Annotated in this window: 16 protein-coding genes; 3 read left to right on the top strand and 13 right to left on the bottom strand. The window is 35.7% G+C overall.

The genetic code is table 11. The annotated features are described in order from the left end of the window. Window positions 1-108 precede the first annotated feature (108 nt). Complete coding sequence (locus PFY09_RS14330; protein WP_271160154.1) at window positions 109-1,947, top strand: ABC transporter ATP-binding protein; 1,839 nt, start codon at window positions 109-111, stop codon at window positions 1,945-1,947. A gap of 502 nt (window positions 1,948-2,449) precedes the next feature. On the opposite strand, the gene PFY09_RS14325 is transcribed toward PFY09_RS14330, so the two are convergent. The 3 genes from PFY09_RS14325 to PFY09_RS14315 all read right to left on the bottom strand — a co-directional run bounded on the left by PFY09_RS14325 (window position 2,450) and on the right by PFY09_RS14315 (window position 6,139). Further along, window positions 2,450-4,246, bottom strand: coding sequence for an immunoglobulin domain-containing family protein (locus tag PFY09_RS14325; RefSeq protein WP_271160153.1), 1,797 nt, complete (start codon window positions 4,244-4,246; stop codon window positions 2,450-2,452). 189 nt (window positions 4,247-4,435) lie between these two features. Then, complete coding sequence (locus tag PFY09_RS14320) at window positions 4,436-5,416, bottom strand: helix-turn-helix transcriptional regulator (protein WP_268052470.1); 981 nt, start codon at window positions 5,414-5,416, stop codon at window positions 4,436-4,438. 384 nt (window positions 5,417-5,800) lie between these two features. After that, complete coding sequence (locus PFY09_RS14315) at window positions 5,801-6,139, bottom strand: helix-turn-helix domain-containing protein (protein WP_123912231.1); 339 nt, start codon at window positions 6,137-6,139, stop codon at window positions 5,801-5,803. 1,580 nt (window positions 6,140-7,719) lie between these two features. Here PFY09_RS14315 and PFY09_RS14310 point away from each other — a divergent pair. Then, complete coding sequence (locus tag PFY09_RS14310) at window positions 7,720-8,073, top strand: winged helix-turn-helix transcriptional regulator (RefSeq protein ID WP_271160152.1); 354 nt, start codon at window positions 7,720-7,722, stop codon at window positions 8,071-8,073. Between the two features lie 94 nt (window positions 8,074-8,167). Here PFY09_RS14310 and PFY09_RS14305 read toward each other — a convergent pair whose 3' ends face one another. The 6 genes from PFY09_RS14305 to rsfS form a co-directional block, all read right to left on the bottom strand. Further along, a complete protein-coding gene (locus PFY09_RS14305; protein WP_271160151.1) occupies window positions 8,168-9,742 on the bottom strand; it encodes a hypothetical protein in 1,575 nt (524 codons plus the stop codon). 331 nt (window positions 9,743-10,073) lie between these two features. Next, window positions 10,074-10,730, bottom strand: a complete 657-nt coding sequence (locus PFY09_RS14300; RefSeq protein ID WP_271160150.1) for a phosphatidylserine decarboxylase family protein — start codon at window positions 10,728-10,730, stop codon at window positions 10,074-10,076. Between the two features lie 4 nt (window positions 10,731-10,734). Beyond that, window positions 10,735-11,607 (bottom strand): phosphatidate cytidylyltransferase, encoded by an 873-nt coding sequence (locus PFY09_RS14295; RefSeq protein ID WP_271160149.1) that lies wholly within the window; start codon window positions 11,605-11,607, stop codon window positions 10,735-10,737. A 25-nt stretch (window positions 11,608-11,632) separates the two neighbouring features. Beyond that, a complete protein-coding gene (locus PFY09_RS14290; protein ID WP_076391567.1) occupies window positions 11,633-12,214 on the bottom strand; it encodes an LUD domain-containing protein in 582 nt (193 codons plus the stop codon). A gap of 136 nt (window positions 12,215-12,350) precedes the next feature. Next, window positions 12,351-14,363 carry an ATP-dependent zinc metalloprotease FtsH gene (gene ftsH, locus PFY09_RS14285; RefSeq protein ID WP_076391565.1) on the bottom strand — a complete coding sequence of 671 codons (2,013 nt, stop codon included), beginning with the start codon at window positions 14,361-14,363 and terminating at the stop codon, window positions 12,351-12,353. A gap of 22 nt (window positions 14,364-14,385) precedes the next feature. Next, complete coding sequence (rsfS, locus tag PFY09_RS14280) at window positions 14,386-14,748, bottom strand: ribosome silencing factor (RefSeq protein WP_087708630.1); 363 nt, start codon at window positions 14,746-14,748, stop codon at window positions 14,386-14,388. Window positions 14,749-14,834: 86 nt separating this feature from the next. Between rsfS and PFY09_RS14275 the strand changes: the two genes are divergently transcribed. Beyond that, entirely contained in the window at window positions 14,835-15,548 is a 714-nt protein-coding gene (locus tag PFY09_RS14275) for a biotin--[acetyl-CoA-carboxylase] ligase (RefSeq protein ID WP_271160148.1), read from the top strand. Here the strand turns inward: PFY09_RS14275 and PFY09_RS14270 are convergent. Genes PFY09_RS14270 through PFY09_RS14255 form a run of 4 tightly spaced genes read right to left on the bottom strand, consistent with a single transcriptional unit; the run spans window position 15,542 to window position 18,907 of the window. Beyond that, window positions 15,542-16,654 carry an LptF/LptG family permease gene (locus PFY09_RS14270; RefSeq protein ID WP_256039771.1) on the bottom strand — a complete coding sequence of 371 codons (1,113 nt, stop codon included), beginning with the start codon at window positions 16,652-16,654 and terminating at the stop codon, window positions 15,542-15,544. The genes PFY09_RS14275 and PFY09_RS14270 overlap by 7 nt on opposite strands. A gap of 22 nt (window positions 16,655-16,676) precedes the next feature. Then, window positions 16,677-17,810: a tRNA guanosine(34) transglycosylase Tgt gene (gene tgt, locus PFY09_RS14265; protein ID WP_076391557.1), complete on the bottom strand. Its 1,134-nt coding sequence runs from the start codon at window positions 17,808-17,810 to the stop codon at window positions 16,677-16,679. Between the two features lie 6 nt (window positions 17,811-17,816). Further along, the gene (locus tag PFY09_RS14260) at window positions 17,817-18,194 is read right to left on the bottom strand and encodes a DUF4296 domain-containing protein (RefSeq protein ID WP_087708625.1); all 378 of its coding nucleotides are present in this window, start codon (window positions 18,192-18,194) and stop codon (window positions 17,817-17,819) included. Further along, window positions 18,191-18,907, bottom strand: a complete 717-nt coding sequence (locus tag PFY09_RS14255) for a polyprenol monophosphomannose synthase (protein WP_271160147.1) — start codon at window positions 18,905-18,907, stop codon at window positions 18,191-18,193. The genes PFY09_RS14260 and PFY09_RS14255 overlap by 4 nt, the downstream gene beginning before the upstream one ends. Between the last annotated feature and the right edge of the window lie 43 nt (window positions 18,908-18,950).

Raw genomic sequence — 18,950 nt, 5'->3', positions numbered from 1 at the left:
AAATCTGTAACAAAATACGTGGTGCATCAACTTATTATAAAGTAAAAGTCGATTAAAAACGTCTTATCATTTTAATTACGTAATTTTGCTATCCAATTTTTTCATTGAATGAACGAATATAAAAAAATATTAAAATTCGCCAAACCACACCAGAAATATATTTTCGGAAGTTTATTTTTCAACTTATTATATTCTGTATTTCAGATTGCTTCTTTAGGAACGATTCTTCCTGTTTTGGGAATGCTTTTCGGAACTATTAAAAGGGAAGATTTTGAATCTCCGCCTGTATATTCCGGAAATCTTACAGATTTATTTCCGTATCTGAAAAACTATTCCAATTACTATATCCAGACTTTGGTGGATGATTATGGTACGCTGAATGTTTTAGCATGGCTCTGCGTCATCACGGCATTTATGTTTTTGCTGAGGAACCTTTTCAGATATTTAGGATCTTTCCTGTTGATTAATTATCGTGTAGGCGTTACGAAAGATCTGCGCGGAGAAATGTACCGTAAGGTTTTAGCTTTGCCAGTTTCATTTTTTACAGAGAGCAGAAAAGGAGATATGATGTCGCGTATGTCTAATGACGTAGGCGAAGTGGAAGGCAGTATTTTAGGAAGTTTAGTGGAGCTGATTAACGCTCCGTTTATGCTTGTGAGTACCTTAATAAGTCTGTTCCTGCTAAGTTCTGAATTAACGCTTTTTTCTCTTCTGGTTTTACCGGTGATGGGAACTTTAATCGCCTTAATCGGAAAAAGTCTTAAAAAAGATTCTCACGAAGCCCAGAATGAAATGGGAACCATTTTCTCTATTGTGGATGAAACCTTAAAATCGTCAAAAGTAATTAAGATTTTCAGTGCAGAAAAGATCATGGACAGCCGTTTTATGGGCTCTATGCAAAGGTGGATCAACAGCTCAATACGATTGGGAAGAAAAAAAGAACTGGCATCGCCGATCAGTGAATTCCTTGGTTCTGTTACGTTCTTAATTATTGCATGGTATGGCGGAAAGCAGATTGTTGTGGAACACAGCATTGCGCCACAGGATTTTTTAGTTTTTTTAGGAATGTTCTTCCAGATTTTACCTCCGGTAAAAAGTTTATCGCAGTCGATTTCTAACGTACAGAAAGGAGAAGCTTCTTTGCACAGGGTTTTGGAAATCCTTGAAGCTGATGTGAAAATTGAGGAAGTTGCCGATCCGGTAAGTATTTCAACGCTTAATAAAGCCATTGAATTTAAAAATATCGGTTTTTATTATGATAAAGAACATGCCATTCTTAAAAATTTCTCTTTAAGCATTCCAAAAGGAAAAACGGTAGCTCTTGTCGGACAAAGCGGAAGCGGAAAAACAACGATCGCGAATCTTTTGGCAAGGTTTTACGATGTTTCCGAAGGTGAAATTCTGATTGATGGCGTAAATATTAAAAATTTAAGGTTAAAAGAGTACCGTAAACTTCTCGGGATGGTTACCCAGGAATCTGTATTATTTAATGATACGGTGTACAATAATATTCTCATGGGGAAACCTGAAGCCACAAGAGAAGAGGTAATTGCAGCAGCCAAAATTGCCAATGCAGATAACTTTATCACAAATCTTCCGGATGGATATGATTCTAACATCGGAGATGACGGAGGAAAGCTTTCAGGGGGTCAGAAACAAAGGGTTTCCATTGCGAGAGCCGTACTGAAAAATCCACCGATTATGATTCTGGATGAAGCAACTTCTGCTTTGGACACCGAATCGGAAAGATTTGTTCAGGATGCACTGGAAAAAATGATGGAAAACAGAACGTCTTTGGTTATTGCCCACAGACTTTCCACCATTCAGAAAGCAGATTGGATTGTAGTGATGGAAAAAGGAGATATCGTGGAACAGGGAACCCATCATGATCTTATTGCGAAAAAAGGAGTTTACCACAAACTTGTAGAATTGCAGAATTTCGATTAGTTCTGTTTACAATAAAATTAAGAAAGAGTATTTCGAAAGGAGTTTAAAACCTTAGGAATACTCTTTTTTTGTTAAACGGATTCAATTTCAATGCAAGATTTAAAAACTTTTAAATAAGTCTGTTTAAACTTTACTTAACCACAAAAGTCACAAAGATCAACTAAACTTTTATTTAAATTTGGTGATTATCAATGAAAAAGATCACAATAGTCTTAAAAATCTCTGATTTTTATTCTTTTGGCTACTTTGATTATTCTGAAAATTCGCTTTATCATTATCTTTTTTGCCTTTTGTGGTTAATTCTAAGATTAGTTTAAACTAGTTTAATGTTAACTTTTAAAATTCAAAAGGGCTTTTTAATCAGTATTTTTCTGAATCAAATTTTTAAACTTTGATTTATGGCTGCATTTATTATTGTTACTGCTACATAACAAAAGCTCCCGCAACACGAATGCTGCAGAAGCTATCTTTAAAAACTATGTAATTGTGATTATTTTATTTGTTACGGTGTATTAATACCATTGGTTTCTGCCTGTTTTATAGCCCAAGCTAAAGCATTGGCAAAGATGATAGAATTCTGAACCTGCATACTTCCAGCCGCATATCCATTTCCTGCATATCCGTATGTTGATTTTTCTACCGGAAAATATCCTCCTGAACTTGGCGCCACAAAAGGCTCTATTGTATTACTTGTATATTGATTTCCGTTGGCATTTTCATTGCTTAAAAATCCTCCGTCTCCAAACCAGATAAAGTTCAGCGAGCTGTGTCTTAAACCTGTAATTCCGGTTCTGGAAGTGGTGCTGTTAATAGGCTGTGCATAACTGAACGGAATAAAGCCGCTGGTAAGTCCCGTTACATTAATAGTTCCTGATGCATCTTCTCCCCAATTCTTTCCTCTTACATCTCCAAATGGTCCGTTAAGAATTGGATCATTTGTATTGGTAAGGGCATATACAGAACCGGCTCCGGCTCCGGCGTTTGCAGAAATCGTAGGATCCGAGAAAATTGCTCTCATCATATTCTGCGAAGATGATGCCTCGTCCTGAAAAGCAATTACCACTCCTTTTTTGTTTAAATAATTTGCAATGTAAGATGCCTCTAAAGCAGTGGGTGTATAGCTGTATCCTATGATTACCAGATCGGGCTTATTATTCAAAGCGGCTAATAGCGCTGCACTTGTAGGAGACGCCCCCAAAGAAGTGTGTGTATATCCTCCTGACTTTACTACACTTGAAGCAGTAGTCCCAAAGTTTGTCTGCGAATCCATTAAACTTCTGGATGGTCCTGTAAAAGCGCTGTATCCATATACCGTTTCATTCCCTATATGTAAAACTTTTTTTACAGGTATTGTCATTACAACGGTAACGTTGCAGGTAGAAGCTCCGTCTGCACTGTTGGAAGTAATTGTCATTACTTTATCTGCCGTTGAAGTTGGTGTTCCTGTTCCGGATAGGGTTACGTTCTGATTTCCTGTAGAAGTGAAGGTTCCTGAACCGCTGAAAGAGATTCCGTCTACAGTATTTGTTGTTATGGAATAACTTCCCAAAGCAGTTACTGTAACAGGCAATGTTATTGTATTACCTGCTCCAAGAGCAACGCCTTTTGTATAAACGCCATTCACAGTTGCGCTTCCACAAGAAATTGAGTAGGTTCCCGCAGCGCTCAGTACATTAACGGTTACAGCAGGAGTACAAGATACACTTACTCCATTAGCAAACAACTGTACGGTATCAGACTGAACCACAGAGGGTGTTCCCTGTCCCTGAACCTGTACGGTTTGTACCCCTGTACTTAAAAATACGCCTGTCCCGTAGAAATTATATCCGTTAGAAGTTGTCCCTGTAATGGTATAATTTCCCTTTTTGGTCACATTTACGGTAACGGTAAGATAATGCGAAGTGTTTAAAGTCTTCCCCTCAACATAAGTCCCGTTCGCTTTTGTATTGGCACAGTCTATTGTAAATACAGATTTCCCTATCTGTCCGCAGACGCTTTTCCATTCATTGTCTGCAAGGCTCCAGTAGTTCAGGCAGTCTTCCGTGGTATTGTAAACCGTAAGACCATCATCGGTTGCCGAGTTTATGACTATGGCATTTCTCTGGTTTTCCGTAAGGCGCGGAATAAGGATTCCTTTATTTTTATTTCCTGAAACAATATCCAGAACAGCATTGGAATTGGGCGAAGAAGTATTAATCCCTACTGCCCCATTGTATTGCGAAAAAAAATTTTCAAAAGCAAAGAAGAGAGCAATCAATAATAATCTTGCTATACATTTGGTCGATTTTGTATTCATCATTTTCTATTTTTTTTGGATTAAAATTTTAAGTAAAAGATTATAATCTCTGCAAAATTAGCCTCTGTAAAAATGATATTACAAAATTTTAATACGCAATACTACTCACGCGTAGTAAAACTCACAGGCTGTTAATGCTTTAACAGAAATTCACTGCACAGGCTGATAAAAATCTGAAATTACATTGTGGCTCTATATCCTTAGAAGAAAGCTGTTGATGTTAGTATCAGAAGGAATATTCAGTTTTTTCCGTATTCTGTATTTTTTACTCTCTACAGCTCTTATGCTGTTATTGGTACACTGTGCAATTTTTTTCGTATCGAAATCCAGCTTCATTAATGCACAAAAATAGAGTTCAGAATGAATCAGATTTGGATTAATCTTCAAAATAGCGGGAATGAAACCCGGAAAGAAGATTTGAAATTTCTCAAAAAACAAAGATGAATTTTTCTCTGCCAATCTGAAGATTTCCTCAATGTTTTCATCCGTAAGATGATTTACCAACATCTGGTTTTTCATGAGCTGAGTGTTGGTTTTCATAAGATCTTCAATAGTTGAGTCTTTAATTTTTGTGTTTTTTATTAATCCGTTTATCAGTTCATCTTTCTTGCTTATGAATACCATATCAATTAAGAAAGAAACAATGGAAAATATAATATTGAACAGCTTTATCGTAATATAATCCTTTGTTTCTAAAAATTTACTTCTCGGTAAAAAGTTAAAATCATAGTAGAGACAGGCTATAAAATTAAAGCTGATGAAAAAAGCCAAAAAATAGATTTCAGTTTTGTCTTTGCGATAATTGAAGAAAAAAGGAATTGCGAAAAGAATACTGAAATAAAAATACTCCATCCCCACCATTTTTGAAGTGTAGATATTAAAAAAACTTACGATGAGAGTAAGCATCACAAGAATACTTACGACGCTTATTTTGAGATTTTTATGAAACTTTTTCACCTTATCTTCTATTGAAATCATCAATATCCAGAATAAGGCAATTAGTGTAAGAAAAACAGAAGCAATAATATCTCTGTAAAAAGTAATAATAAATATGGAATAGAATAAGAATATAAAAAAGAGAAAAAGCAAATAACGATTAAGTAAATGATTGTAATCATTTTCAAAATTATTATTACCTCTTTCCTTTTTATCGAAGAAAAGTTTGTAAATCATTGCGTGTGTGTTTTTTTAGAATCGAATTTAACTGAGTAATCCCTTTAAATTCGACATTGCAAATATACTTAAAACCTGATTAATCTATTTTTATCTTAACTTATAGATCTTAAACCCTCTGAATTTCAATTTTAAGAATAAATTTTAAGGCAAATAAGATGAAGATGATTTCAAATGCTGTTATGCATAATGTATCATCATCGGGAAAAATAGTATTTAACCAAATTTAGCTAAAACTATACGGTACAAATTTCAGGTAAAATTAGCAAATGAGGATTCTTCTCACACATACTCATCCCCTTAATTATACGCATGAGTAGTAAAACGCACTATTTTGGAACTTTTCTGAGGGTTTTGAGGGCTAAAATTTATGTTACTGATATTTCAACTGTTTATATCTTTCAGATATTCTCTGGGAGATTTGCCCATAATTTTTTTGAAAGCTCTGTTGAACTGGGATTGATGTACGAAACCCGCACTTGTGTAGATGACCTTTAAGGTATACTTTTTATGAATGTCCTTTTGAAATTCCTGTATTACAAAATTTATTCTGTAGGAATTTATAAAATCATTAAAATTGGTTTTCCCTTTTTGGTTTAAAGCTGCTGAAATATAGGTTCTGTTTGTATTTAAAGATTGTGTTAAATCATAAATACTGGCATTAGAATTCAGATAAAATTTATTCTTTTCGGTATACTCGATGATTCGTCTGTATAAAATCATCAATTTATCTTCTTTTATTTCGGTGTCGGATAACAATGAGGGTTCTGGCTCTACGGTTTCATTTTTCTGTTCAAAGTTGTTCTGTATTCTTACGCTTTTAAATTCTATGGCATAATATATATGAAACGTTAACAAAAAAAGGAAAAAGAAGAAGTGAAAGTATAAGGAAAATAAATTGTAGATCCACAGGAAAAAGACGGTATTAACATCTTTACTTTTCCAGCTGGGAAAACTGTTCCACTCGAAACCGCTGTAAACGAATAAAAATATAATGAAAAAAAATGCAGAATAAAGGAAAGTTTGTTTAAAATTATTTACATAAGAAAAAGATATGGGGAATAATATTAAATAAATTAGAGTAATCGGGAAATCCGGAAATTTAGATACCGAATTGTACACAATTAATAATAACTGAACACAATTATTAAAATTTACGAGATGCTTAAATTTAAAATTATCTAAAAAATCTATTTTCCACAATAAAATTAAAGATGATAAAAAACTTACCACGGCAAGTATCGTATTGTATCTGGTAATAATGCCGTAGAAATAATAATCTAATATTTTTATCATTATAATTACTAAATCCAGGAACAATTTAATCCACAAATACTGTCTGATGAATACCTTACGTTTTTTATGCAGCATTTCATTATTATAATTCATAATTATAAGTGTCTCTATACCTTATTAAATAAACAGAAAACTTAATCATAAATATCGTGAAATGGAGTTCTTAAAAATATCTATCAGTATGACTGATGAAAGTATTTATTCTGCTGTTTTGAATCAATAACTTATCTGCAATCATCTTTGGTTTACAAATGATTTTCTACAGATCATTACGAGTAAATTTATCGGCTTCCGATGCAAGTTTAGCCCATCTACCAACTGCTGTTGTCTGTGATATTTCGATCAGAATCCTTTTTAAAACTGACATCGTTTTTGTTTTTCGAATTAAAAGTATTAATACTTACTTGGGCGGCAATATATATTAATGATATAACAATAAGGAGAATCACCTTTCTTTTCATTACAGATTTTGGAGTAAAGTTTCAATAAGCTTTAAAAAATTATATCTAAAAAATAATTAAAGCAAAAATAACAGTTTTAAGATTATCTCAAAAAATTGAACTTTTTTCAGCCGGATAAAATAAGCTAATTAGTAAAAAATGCAGAATTAAAATGCTGTTATAACAAAAAGCAGATACTTAAAAAACACTACTAATCAACACATTAAATAATAAAATAAACTTATATATCAATACGATATTTATTTTTACTTTTTAGTTTCTATTTGTATTTACTTTTACAAAAATATTTAGAAAACAAGATTAACGCTGATATATTTATAATGTTAATGTAAAATGTTACCATTGAATAATCATCACAACTTACATCCATATATTGTTAAAACTACAATCGTATTTTAACATACTCATTGAGTCTTTAATATAAGAATATCAATTTTACGGAACAGAATACAAACAGGATTTTAGATTAATTTGTCAGTATTCTTCATAATTTTTTCTTCGGAATACGTTTGAAGCATTTACCTGACTTTATACTGAACGCGAATAATGAGCAAAAGCATTGAAATAAATGGTAAAGTCTATCCTTCCACGATAAGTCTAGCAATGGATCTGGTGGGAGGTAAATGGAAGGCTGTGATTTTATACCATTTAAAAGATGGTGAAAAACGCTATACTGAACTAAAAAATGAGATGTCTTTTATTACCGATATGTCATTAAGCTTATATTTAAAACAGTTACGAGACGATAATCTTATTTCCAGAAAATCCTACGGACGAAAACCTCCGTTAAAAGTTATTTACAGTTTAACGGATCTGGGTAAAACCATTATTCCGGTATTAGAAGCTGTGGATCATTGGGGAAGTTTTATATTAGAGCAACAAAACGAAAATAGCAGATAAACTTTTACATTTTCTTAAGCATAAAAATAAAAAAGCCCTTAAAAAAATCTTTAAGAGCTCATTTTTTTTCAAAATTTATGTTTTTATTTTATCTTTAAGGAACCCTGAACTGTTCTATTCTAAGATATACCTTTGTCGTTGGACAAGTGCCATTTGGGCATGTAGAGGCATCTAAACCAATCGCAACAGCATCATTGTTTGAAAACATACACGTTAATACATAGGCAACCTGAGCGTTATCATTTGTGGTCCATGTGTAGGTTCTTAATTCAGGCTTATTTCCATTATAAAGATTCGCAATTCCCCAAGCGGCTGTAACACCTTCCTGAAAAGGACCTCCAAAAGCAGTCCCATCCCCTCCATACCATTTTCCTGCCTGAGGAAAAGGATTATCGTTATAAGCAGATACAGTTTCTGAGGAACCCGCTGAAGTACGTTGGGTTGAGCCATTCCAGAAAATACTTGGCGTACCTGAGTTGCTTCTTATTTGTAAGTTAACACCTGAAGATAGATTACTAATACCATCTTGTATGAATATTCTGACAGAAAATTTTCCATCGGGAGACGTAACATATTTGTGATATCCGGGAGCAGGATCGTTTGTTGAAATCAAATGTCCCAAAGTAATCGATTGGGTATATTCAGCTGCAACCTGATCACCAACTGTAGCACTACAATTCTGACCACTGGTAATAAATGGCACTAAACCATTACCGGAACTCCCCTGTATAGGAAAAGTAATTGCTGTAGGGGAAGAAACAGAAGGTGTTCCCCAGACTGAGAAAGAAAGCTGACCACTGCCTGATACAAGCTCTCCCGGAAGAAGTTTTATATTCAATCCATTTACGGTAACTGTAGTTCCCTCCTGATAAAGACCGCCGTTCCCTCCTGTATACGGGATTTTTAAAATCCCATTGTAAGCTACCCCGCTGGTATAGGTTGCAGGAGATAAAGTCGCAGCATTACAGGTCAAAGAAGTAACAGTGGGTGCTTTTGTAGATTGATTATTAATTGTTCTCCATTCTGTTCCATTCCAAAAAACGAATCCTTTATATACTAAACCTGCTGATCCGTTATTATAGACTAACATACTGGTTAATGGATTAGGGATGGTAACAATATCTGTAGTACTTGTAAGGGCAACTCTGGGAATTAAAATACCTTTATCTGCCGCTGTTAAATCTAATAATGCTGATGTATTCGGAGTCTCAGTTCCAATCCCCAGATTTCCGTTATCTTTTATAACAAATGCTTTATTGGCAGGTCTTGCAGTAGATCCATCAGATTGGGTTCCAAGTTTCACCATCTGGTTGGTATTGTCGTTGATGAAAGCATCGTTTGTTAAATCTCCTGCAGTCCCGCTTCCACCCAAACCTACCCACGAAGCCACTCCATCCCAATAGTAAAATCCTTTATTAAAAGAGCCGGAATTGGCTATTAAATATACTAACTGTCCATTCACAGTTCCGTTTACATTGAGCGCTGTAACTCTTGGAACAAGAATCCCGTCTGCAGCATCTACAACTCCGGGCACTGCGACTCCTAAAGTCCCTGTATCATTCTTTCCTCTAATATCAAGGCTTGCCTGAGGAGAAGAGGTATGTATTCCAACCTGGGCAAAAGATGAACAACTTAGCCCGATCAGGTAAAAAATATAAATATTTCTCATTTCGTAGTGTTTTAAGTTAGGGTTATTAAATTATCAGAAATATTTACAGCCGATTGTATAAATATAACTTATGATGGAATTAAAAACTGGGCACGCAAAACACACCAAATCCATTATCCCATTGATTGTCTTACTCTTACTACGAATCAAAATTATAGCATATTTAAATCTCTAACAATACCTATCATTTTTGATAGGTTAAAATAATTGAAACTTTTTTTAATTTTAAACTTCAAAAAAATTTAGAAACCCTTTTAGATATTGATATTTGAAAAAGAAAAAGAGAGGCTAAAAAACCTCTCTCTGTATCTTTATAATTTTGTATTAATTTTTATTCTTCCTTCATTCTCGCGATAACATCCAAACCTCCTTTGGTAATGTCCCCGATCTTACAGACAATTTCTGTATCTAAAGGTAGAAAAACGTCCATTCTGGAGCCGAACTTAATAAATCCGAACTCATGTCCCGCTTTTGCAGTATCGCCTTCATTACAGTAGAAAACGATTCTTCTCGCAACATATCCCGCAATCTGCCTGAAAACCACTTTATGATTCGTTAAACTTTCCACTGCAACCGTTGTTCTCTCGTTTTCTGTGGAAGACTTTTCGTGCCAAGCTACCAGATATTTTCCCGGATGGTATTTCTTATAAATTACATTTCCTGAAACCGGATATCGGCAGATATGAACATTCAGCGGAGACATAAAGATAGAAACCTGAATCGCTTTTCCTTTGATAAATTCATCCTCTTCAACTTCTTTAATCATTACTACTTTTCCGTCTACCGGAGCAATCACATTTTCTTTGTGATCGAGAATTTCACGATTCGGAACTCTGAAGAACCAAAATACTAAACTGTAGATTACCAGTAATGGCAGAATGATCACCAACGACAACATTTCAAGAAAATAAATCGCCAATGCGCCCAAAATGATGAACAGAATGGTGGCAACGGTAATGGTTCCTTTTGATTCTCTGTGTAATTTCATGAGATTAAATAAATTTTTCTAAAATAAAGTACAAATATACGACAGGAACACAAATAATGAAACTATCCAGCCTGTCTAATACGCCTCCATGTCCCGGAATGATGTTTCCACTGTCTTTCACGGCGAAATTTCTTTTCAGTTGGCTTTCCACCAAATCCCCGATCGGAGCGAAGGCAGCAACCAGAAAACCTACCACCATCCAGTTTCCGCGAAGATCCGGATGATAATGTTCTACAAAGTAAGACAGGATTAAAGTAAGAACAACACCGCCAATATAACCTTCCCATGTTTTTTTAGGAGAAATTTTAGGCGCCATTTTATGTTTTCCGAAGAATTTTCCGGTTAAATAAGCAAAGGTATCACTGCTCCAGATCAGGATGAACAGAAACAGAACTTCTAAAGAAAAACTATCGTCATAGCTTGTAAATTTAGGAAGTCCCAAAGCAAAGCTGAAAGGCAGAGCCACATAAATTACGGTGAAAATAAGCTTTCCGCTGTCAAAATATAATTCGTTCGGGAATTTAAATAACGTAACGGCAGCAATTACAATAAGAACCATTGCAAGGATTTCACTCAGTCTGAAAGCGAAAAAGAAATCAAAATTGAAATACCTTTTCGAGAAGACATAAAAAATAAAAATTACCAAAGGAAAAACAACAAACCGTTCATAGCCTTTCCCGAATTTCATGATTTTAAAACATTCCCAAGAACCGACTCCCATTAAAAGAGTGATTAATCCGTAATACAGATACTGCTGCTTCACAAGATCCGGCGAAATACTGTTGATTAAATGAGCTCCAAGCGGAGTGGTACAAAGAATAATAACTGCTACGTAAACAATTCCTGATAAGGTTCTTTGAATGAGATTTTTGTCCAAGATGTTAAAATTTTAAATCTGATGCTTAATCTTCAAGCAACAATAAAAACAGTTTTGTGTTGGTATGGGAAGAAGTATCCATTTTCGACTGTCCACCGCTGATGGAAGTAAGATTTTTAATATTCCCGTTTCTCTTGATTTTTCCCATGGCATCATTCAGGTTGTTCACAATCTGTGAAATATTCGCCATAATGATAATTTTATCCGGCAGTCTGGAAGAATGATAATGAAGGATATTATTGTGAGAAAGCATAATTCTTCCATCGTACGCAATAAGATATTCGCAGGTAATGAAACTTGCATCATTATTGCTCTGAAGTTCAGAGGTATACGGTGTTTTTACCACATTCAGGAAATTCTGAAGGTCTTTATCCCAACAGAATATATTGTGAATTCCTTCAATTTTAATAATCTGGTTCAAAGTCTGTAACGCCTCCGCTTCATCAGCACAGTAGTTAAAAAAACCTCCGGAATGCGTAAACAGTTGGGCAAACTTATAGTCGAGATCCGCATTTTTCAGGGAATCTCCTAACTTTTCCAGACTCTGCTTTTCTTCCTGCTCAGGCTGGTTGGTAAGTTTGCTTACAATCTTCTTAAATAAATTCAATTTGATCTATTTTTAGTCAACTTTATACAAAAATATAAATTAATCATATAGAAATCCAAAAACATACCGAGAAATATAAAAAAACCCGACAATTTTGGAACTGTCAGGTTTTGTGTTATTTAAATTCTAAGAAATTTTAAAGCTGTGTAGGGCTTTCAGGAGCCTGAATTTCGCTGTCTCCTTCTTTTTCTTTGATTAGAATCTCTTCTTGCGGTTCTTTAGCATCCGGAATCGTATTGGTAACAGGTTTCTCTGTTAATTCGGGATCCCATGCTCTTTTTCCGAAAATTTCTTCAAGATCTTCACGGAAGATTACTTCTTTTTCTAACAGCTTACTTGCCAAAGCATCAAGCTTGTCTTTATTCTCAGTTAAAATCTGAACTGCTCTGTCATACTGATTTTCGATAATTCCTTTGATCTCAATATCAATTTTCTTCGCTGTTTCTTCAGAATAAGGTTTTCCGAAAGAATATTCAGACTGCCCTGAACTGTCATAGTAAGAGATATTCCCGATATTCGGACTCAAACCGTAGATGGTTACCATTGCCTGAGCTCTTTTGGTTACACTTTCAAGATCAGAAAGCGCTCCTGTAGAAATATTGTTGAATATTACCTGCTCTGCAGCTCTACCACCCAATGTTGCACACATTTCGTCCAGCATTTGCTCTGTAGTCGTCAACTGTCTTTCTTCCGGAAGATACCAAGCTGCCCCCAAAGAACGTCCTCTCGGAACAATAGTTACTTTCAGTAGCGGTGAAGCGTGTTCTACCAACCATGAAATCGTAGCGTGTCCCGCTTCGTGATAAGCAACTCTTCTTTTTTCAGAAGGTTTAATAGCTTTATTTTTCTTTTCAAGACCCCCGATAATTCTGTCAACCGCATCAAGGAAATCCTGTTTCGTTACCGAAGTATGGTTATTTCTTGCGGCAATTAATGCTGCTTCATTACAAACATTCGCAATATCTGCTCCACTGAATCCCGGCGTTTGTTTTGCAAGGAATTCTCTGTCTACATTATCATCAAGTTTGATTTTCTTTAAATGAACATCAAATATCTGTCTTCTTTCGTGCAATTCCGGAAGGTCTACATAAATGGAACGGTCAAAACGTCCGGCTCTCATTAAAGCTTTATCCAGAATATCCGCTCTGTTGGTTGCAGCCATTACAATAACGTTTGTATCGGTTCCGAAACCATCCATTTCAGTTAAAAGCTGGTTCAGCGTGTTCTCTCTTTCGTCGTTTCCGCCTGAGAAATTATTTTTTCCTCTTGCACGTCCGATGGCATCGATCTCATCAATAAAGATAATCGCTGGAGATTTTGCTTTAGCCTGAGCAAAAAGGTCTCTTACTCTTGAAGCTCCTACCCCAACAAACATTTCCACAAAATCTGAACCTGAAAGCGAGAAGAAAGGAACTTTTGCCTCTCCGGCTACTGCTTTTGCCAATAATGTTTTACCGGTTCCCGGAGGACCCACCAAAAGAACACCTTTCGGAATTTTACCTCCCAGTTTGGTATATTTTTCTGAGTTCTTAAGGAAATCTACAACTTCCTGAACCTCTTCTTTCGCTCCTTCAAGACCTGCAACATCTTTAAATGTTACCTGAATTCTTTCTTTTTCGTCAAAAAGTTTTGCTTTAGACTTTCCGATGGAGAAAATTTGTCCGCCCGGTCCGCCTCCGCTTCCCATTTTTCTGAAAAGAAGGAAATAGAAAACTCCTAAAATCGCAATCCAGATTAAAGCCTGAATTAAAAAGCTCGTTAACGGACTTTCGCCTTCCGCATAATCTTTAGACGTTTTTATCGCCGGATTTTGCATTCTGATGGCATCAAATTTTTCAAGGAAAAGCCTAAGATCTCCATATTTAAGCGAGTAATCTGCCTTTGGAGCCATCATAAGCCCCGAAAAAGGATTAGATTTATCGTCTTTTTTTACGGTAGCTGTTTTGGCAGCCTGCGTTAAAAATACATCAGCTTTCTGAGCCTGTTTGTCAATTAAAACTCTCTGGATTTTTCCTGCCTGCATTTCTCTGAAGAAACCGTCTTCATCAATTGTCTTACCTGTGCTGTCGCCCATAGAATTGGCAACAAAGAACAGCACAAGTGCCACAATCATGATAGGAAAAAACCAGTTAAATCCTTTATTGTTCATTTATACTTTTTAAAATTTATAATTAATTTTCGATTCTCGTAATCACAGCATCTCCCCAAAGTTCTTCAATATCATAATACTCTCTTACTTCTTTCTGGAAAATGTGGACTACCACGGAAACGTAATCTACCAAAACCCACATGGAGTTTTCGGTACCTTCTACGTGCCAAGGTCTGTCTTTAAGGTCGTTTCTTACTTTTTTCTCTACACTTCCCGCCAACGCCGAAACCTGCGTATTTGAGTTTCCGCTACAAATGATGAACGTTTCTGCTACTGAATTTTCGATATTGGAAAGATCAAAGATCATGATATCTTCACCTTTTACATCCTGGATAGCCTCTACAATTTTATCTATTAGCGCTTGTTTTTCTACTGTTTTATTCATTAAAAAATACTATAATCTGCAAATTTATTGTTTTTCTTTTACTTTAGCCTTATTTTTAGCCTTTTAAAGTCTTAAAGTTTTCTTAAATGAGTGCACTGTTTTATCTGAAAGAATGTTCTTCTACTAATGACGAAATATCTAAGTTTTTACTTTACGGAGATTCAGATTTTATTGCAGTTCATACTTTCAATCAGACGAAAGGTCGCGGACAGTACGGAAATACATGGTCTTCAACGGCTGAAAAAAATTTGGCGTATACTCTTGCTGTAAAGGCTGAAAACTTTACAGTCTCGGATTTTATGTTCAATTATTATACCGCAATTGCAATACGGGATTTCCTTGCCAATTTGACTGACTGTGACGTGAAAATAAAATGGCCGAATGATATGATTCTCAAAAATAAAAAAATCGTCGGAATTCTTATTGAAAAGAAAAAAATCAACCAGAATAATTATTTCCTCATCGGAGCCGGATTCAATATTTTGCAGGAAAAATTTGAAATTTCCAATGCAGGATCGCTTTTAACGCAGACCGGAAGAAATTTTAACCTGAATGATTTTACATTGGAACTTCATGATTTTTTAACCGAAAAACTGAAAAATATTCCTTCGGAAGAGGAAATCCTCAAGCTTTTCAATGCAAACCTGTTCCGGAAAGACGAAATATCTGTTTTCGAAATTGAAAAAACACGCCAAAATGGCATCATCAAAAAGGCTGACGAAAAAGGTGAACTCTGGATTGATCTTGAAAATGACGGACTACAGCGTTTCTATCACAAAGAGGTAAAATTACTTTACTGATTGGCTCTTTTAATGTAAAGAAAAGCAGCAAGCGGTAGAAAGATCATATTGGGAAGCCACATCGCCAAAGCCGGAGAAATACTTTTATTTTCCGAAACCACTTTTAAAGCTTCAAAGGAAAATACGAAAACAAAGGCTAAAGAAATCCCTAAAGCTAAGTTAATCCCCAATCCTCCGCGTTTTTTCTGCGAAGAAAGCGACAGTGCTAAAAAAGTAAGAATAACAATAGAAAAAGGCATTGAGGTTCTCTGATGAAGCTCATTTAAGTGTGCATTTAAGTTGCTGTTTCCTTTTTCTGTTTCTCTTTTGATGAATTTTATCAGTTCCGGTGTTGTTTTATTTTGCCCTAAAAGTTCATTCGGGAAAAGTTCTTCCGGATCATGACCGTATTTTTTCTTCAGATCGAAACCGCTGGATAATTTCTCGGTATCGTCTTTATTGATGGTTTTTTCCGTGTAGGAATTCAGGACAAATTCTTTCTTGTCTTTATCCCACGAAACATCGGAAGCCTTTAGCTCGTACGTCATTCTTCTGTCCTTATCGAACTTCTGATAGACGAATCCTGAACCTCTTTTGTCTCTTTTGTTCCAGGAATTGATAAAGATATATTCGGTTTTGCTTAATTGCGCAGAAACCGGAGCCGTCCCTAAAACTTTCTCTTTATTGGTTGCATTGTAGGTATAGGCTTCAAGCTGGTTTTTCTGAATATTCGCCCACGGAAGCAGAAAGTGATTGATTCCCAATGACAAAACAGCAATAAACAACGACGTAAGCAAATAAGGTCTTGCAAACCTGTGAAAACTCGCTCCACTGCTGATGACGGCAACAATCTCTGTATTGTTTGCCATTCTTGAGGTGAAATAAATCACCGAAATAAAGACGAGAATAGAAAGGAACGTCATCACCAGATTCACGATCCAGAAAGGATAAAAGTGAATCAGGAAATAGGTAACGTTAAGTTTTGGGTCTAATGCTGTTGCATTTTCAATTCTTGGAATTTTCTGCTGAACATCGATCACCAAAACAACAATAGACAGCAATATCAGCATGAAACTGAATGTTCCAAGGTATTTTCTAACGATATATCGGTCTATTATTTTAAGCATTTTACTGCGTTTTTATTTTTAATTATAATCTCTGACGAAGAATTGGAACCACAGAATTTTTCCACTGATAGAAATCTCCTGCCATAATATGTTCTCTTGCCACTTTTACCAGATCCAGATAAAAGGCTAAATTATGAATGGAAGCAATCTGTTTTGCCAGATATTCTTTAGAAACAAACAAATGTCTTACATACGCTTTAGAATATTCTCTGTCTACGAAACTTGTTCCAAATTCGTCCAGAGGCGAAAAATCTTTCTTCCACTTTTCGTTTTTCATATTCATTACTCCTTTCCATGTGAAAAGCATTGCGTTTCTGGCATTTCTTGTCGGCATCACACAGTCCATCATATCGATTCCCAAACCGATGGATTCCAGGATATTCCACGGAGTTCCCACTCCCATTAAATATCTCGGTTTTTCTTTTGGCAGAATATCGGTAACCTCATCCGTAATTCTGTACATTTCCTCTTCAGGTTCGCCTACGGAAAGACCGCCAATTGCGTTTCCTTCAGCACCCGCTTCCGCAATGACTTCTGCGGAAATTTTTCTTAAATCTGAAAAAGTAGATCCCTGAACAATGGGGAAAAGTCTTTGCTTGTGACCGTACAACTCAGGATTGTTTTCCGTCCATTCAATACATCTTTTTAACCAACGGTGTGTAAGTTCCATGGAGGTTTTTGCCTGATTGTATTCGCATGGATACGCCACACATTCATCAAAAGCCATAAAAATATCGGCTCCGATCTGTCTCTGGATCTCCATGGATTTTTCCGGAGAGAACATATGGTAACTTCCGTCGATATGAGATTTGAATCGGGCTCCTTCCTCAGACATTTTCCTGCTGCTTGCCAGTGAAAACACCTGAAAACCTCCCGAATCCGTAAGAATCGGCAGATCCCAGTTCATGAATTTATGCAAACCTCCTGCTTCCTGCATGACTTCCATTCCCGGACGAAGGTATAAATGATAGGTATTCCCCAGAATAATCTGGGCTTTGATATCTTCTTTTAATTCTCTCTGATGAACTGTTTTTACACTTGCAACGGTTCCTACAGGCATAAAAATAGGCGTCTGAATTGTCCCGTGATCTGTGGTAAGTTCTCCGGCTCTCGCCTTCCCCTCAGAGGTTTTTTCTATATTAAAAAACTTTTGCATCTTAAATTATCTCGATAAAGCAGGAGGATTCTGAAGATTTCCTGTTTTATTTTTTTTATCCTTTACATACTGATCCGCTTTCGGATCTTTCTCTAATATTATTTTCTGGGCATCATCTGCGATACCGCTCATCTGCTCCTTTACTACATAATATTTGAAGCTTTCCACAAAATCCTGAGATTTTACGTTGTGCGTTTTCAGGATATATCTTGTTCCTGCCTCCAGATTCGTGTTGGGATACATGAAAGTCGCCTGATCGTTAATGGAAAGATCAGCCATAATTTCTGCCATCTGATCTTTCGGGATCAGATTTTTAGGCTTATCGATGTAGTCTCCGCATGAAAACAGACACATCAGAACGAAAATGAAGATCAGTTTTTTCATAATCTGTTGATGATGGATTTCCATTTTAAATTTAAAACTCCAAAAACGGCTTCATGAATGATGCCGCCATTCATTTTGCTTTCTCCGAGAATTCTGTTTGTAAAAATAATAGGAACTTCTACAATTTTAAATCCTTTTTTAAAAGCCCTGAATTTCATTTCGATCTGAAATCCATATCCTTTTAATCTTACGTTATCCAAACCAATTTCTTCCAGAACCTTTCTTGAAAAGCAGACAAAACCTGCCGTGGTATCATGAATCGGAAGTCCTAAAACAAACCGCACATATTTTGAAGCGAAATAAGAAAGCAAAACGCGTCCCATTGGCCAGTTTACCACATTTACTCCTTTGGAATACCGGGAACCGATTGCCATATCTGCGTTTAAACAGGCTTCATACAGTTTAGGAAGATCATTCGGGTTGTGCGAAAAATCGGCATCCATTTCGAAAATATAGTCATACTTGTTTTCGATTGCCCATTTAAAACCATGAATATATGCTTTTCCCAAACCATCTTTCACTTTTCGTACCGAAAGATGAAGATAGTGCGGGAATTTTTTCTGTAAATCCTTCACCAGATCCGCCGTTCCATCAGGAGACGAATCATCCACTACCAAAATATGAAAGTCATCTTCCAATGCAAAAACTGCGGAAATAATATTTTCAATATTTTCCTTTTCGTTGTAAGTCGGAATTATGACCAGTTTTTTCATTTCAGTTTGCAAAGATAGTTTATTTAACCTTTTTATTTTATAC

The sequence above is a fragment of the Chryseobacterium gambrini genome (assembly GCF_027920505.1).
Classification (GTDB): Bacteria; Bacteroidota; Bacteroidia; order Flavobacteriales; family Weeksellaceae; genus Chryseobacterium; species Chryseobacterium gambrini.
The sequence above is the reverse complement of the archived record's forward strand: the minus strand, read 5'-3'. Positions and strand labels throughout refer to the sequence as shown.

Coding starts and splice junctions, on each gene's coding strand:
- PFY09_RS14330 (WP_271160154.1), top strand. CDS start 109: ATGAACGAATATAAAAAAATATTAAAATTCGCCAAACCACACCAGAAA.
- PFY09_RS14325 (WP_271160153.1), bottom strand. CDS start 4,246: ATGATGAATACAAAATCGACCAAATGTATAGCAAGATTATTATTGATT.
- PFY09_RS14320 (WP_268052470.1), bottom strand. CDS start 5,416: ATGATTTACAAACTTTTCTTCGATAAAAAGGAAAGAGGTAATAATAAT.
- PFY09_RS14315 (WP_123912231.1), bottom strand. CDS start 6,139: ATGATTTTATACAGACGAATCATCGAGTATACCGAAAAGAATAAATTT.
- PFY09_RS14310 (WP_271160152.1), top strand. CDS start 7,720: ATGAGCAAAAGCATTGAAATAAATGGTAAAGTCTATCCTTCCACGATA.
- PFY09_RS14305 (WP_271160151.1), bottom strand. CDS start 9,742: ATGAGAAATATTTATATTTTTTACCTGATCGGGCTAAGTTGTTCATCT.
- PFY09_RS14300 (WP_271160150.1), bottom strand. CDS start 10,730: ATGAAATTACACAGAGAATCAAAAGGAACCATTACCGTTGCCACCATT.
- ftsH (WP_076391565.1), bottom strand. CDS start 14,363: ATGAACAATAAAGGATTTAACTGGTTTTTTCCTATCATGATTGTGGCA.
- rsfS (WP_087708630.1), bottom strand. CDS start 14,748: ATGAATAAAACAGTAGAAAAACAAGCGCTAATAGATAAAATTGTAGAG.
- PFY09_RS14275 (WP_271160148.1), top strand. CDS start 14,835: ATGAGTGCACTGTTTTATCTGAAAGAATGTTCTTCTACTAATGACGAA.
- PFY09_RS14270 (WP_256039771.1), bottom strand. CDS start 16,654: ATGCTTAAAATAATAGACCGATATATCGTTAGAAAATACCTTGGAACA.
- tgt (WP_076391557.1), bottom strand. CDS start 17,810: ATGCAAAAGTTTTTTAATATAGAAAAAACCTCTGAGGGGAAGGCGAGA.
- PFY09_RS14260 (WP_087708625.1), bottom strand. CDS start 18,194: ATGAAAAAACTGATCTTCATTTTCGTTCTGATGTGTCTGTTTTCATGC.
- PFY09_RS14255 (WP_271160147.1), bottom strand. CDS start 18,907: ATGAAAAAACTGGTCATAATTCCGACTTACAACGAAAAGGAAAATATT.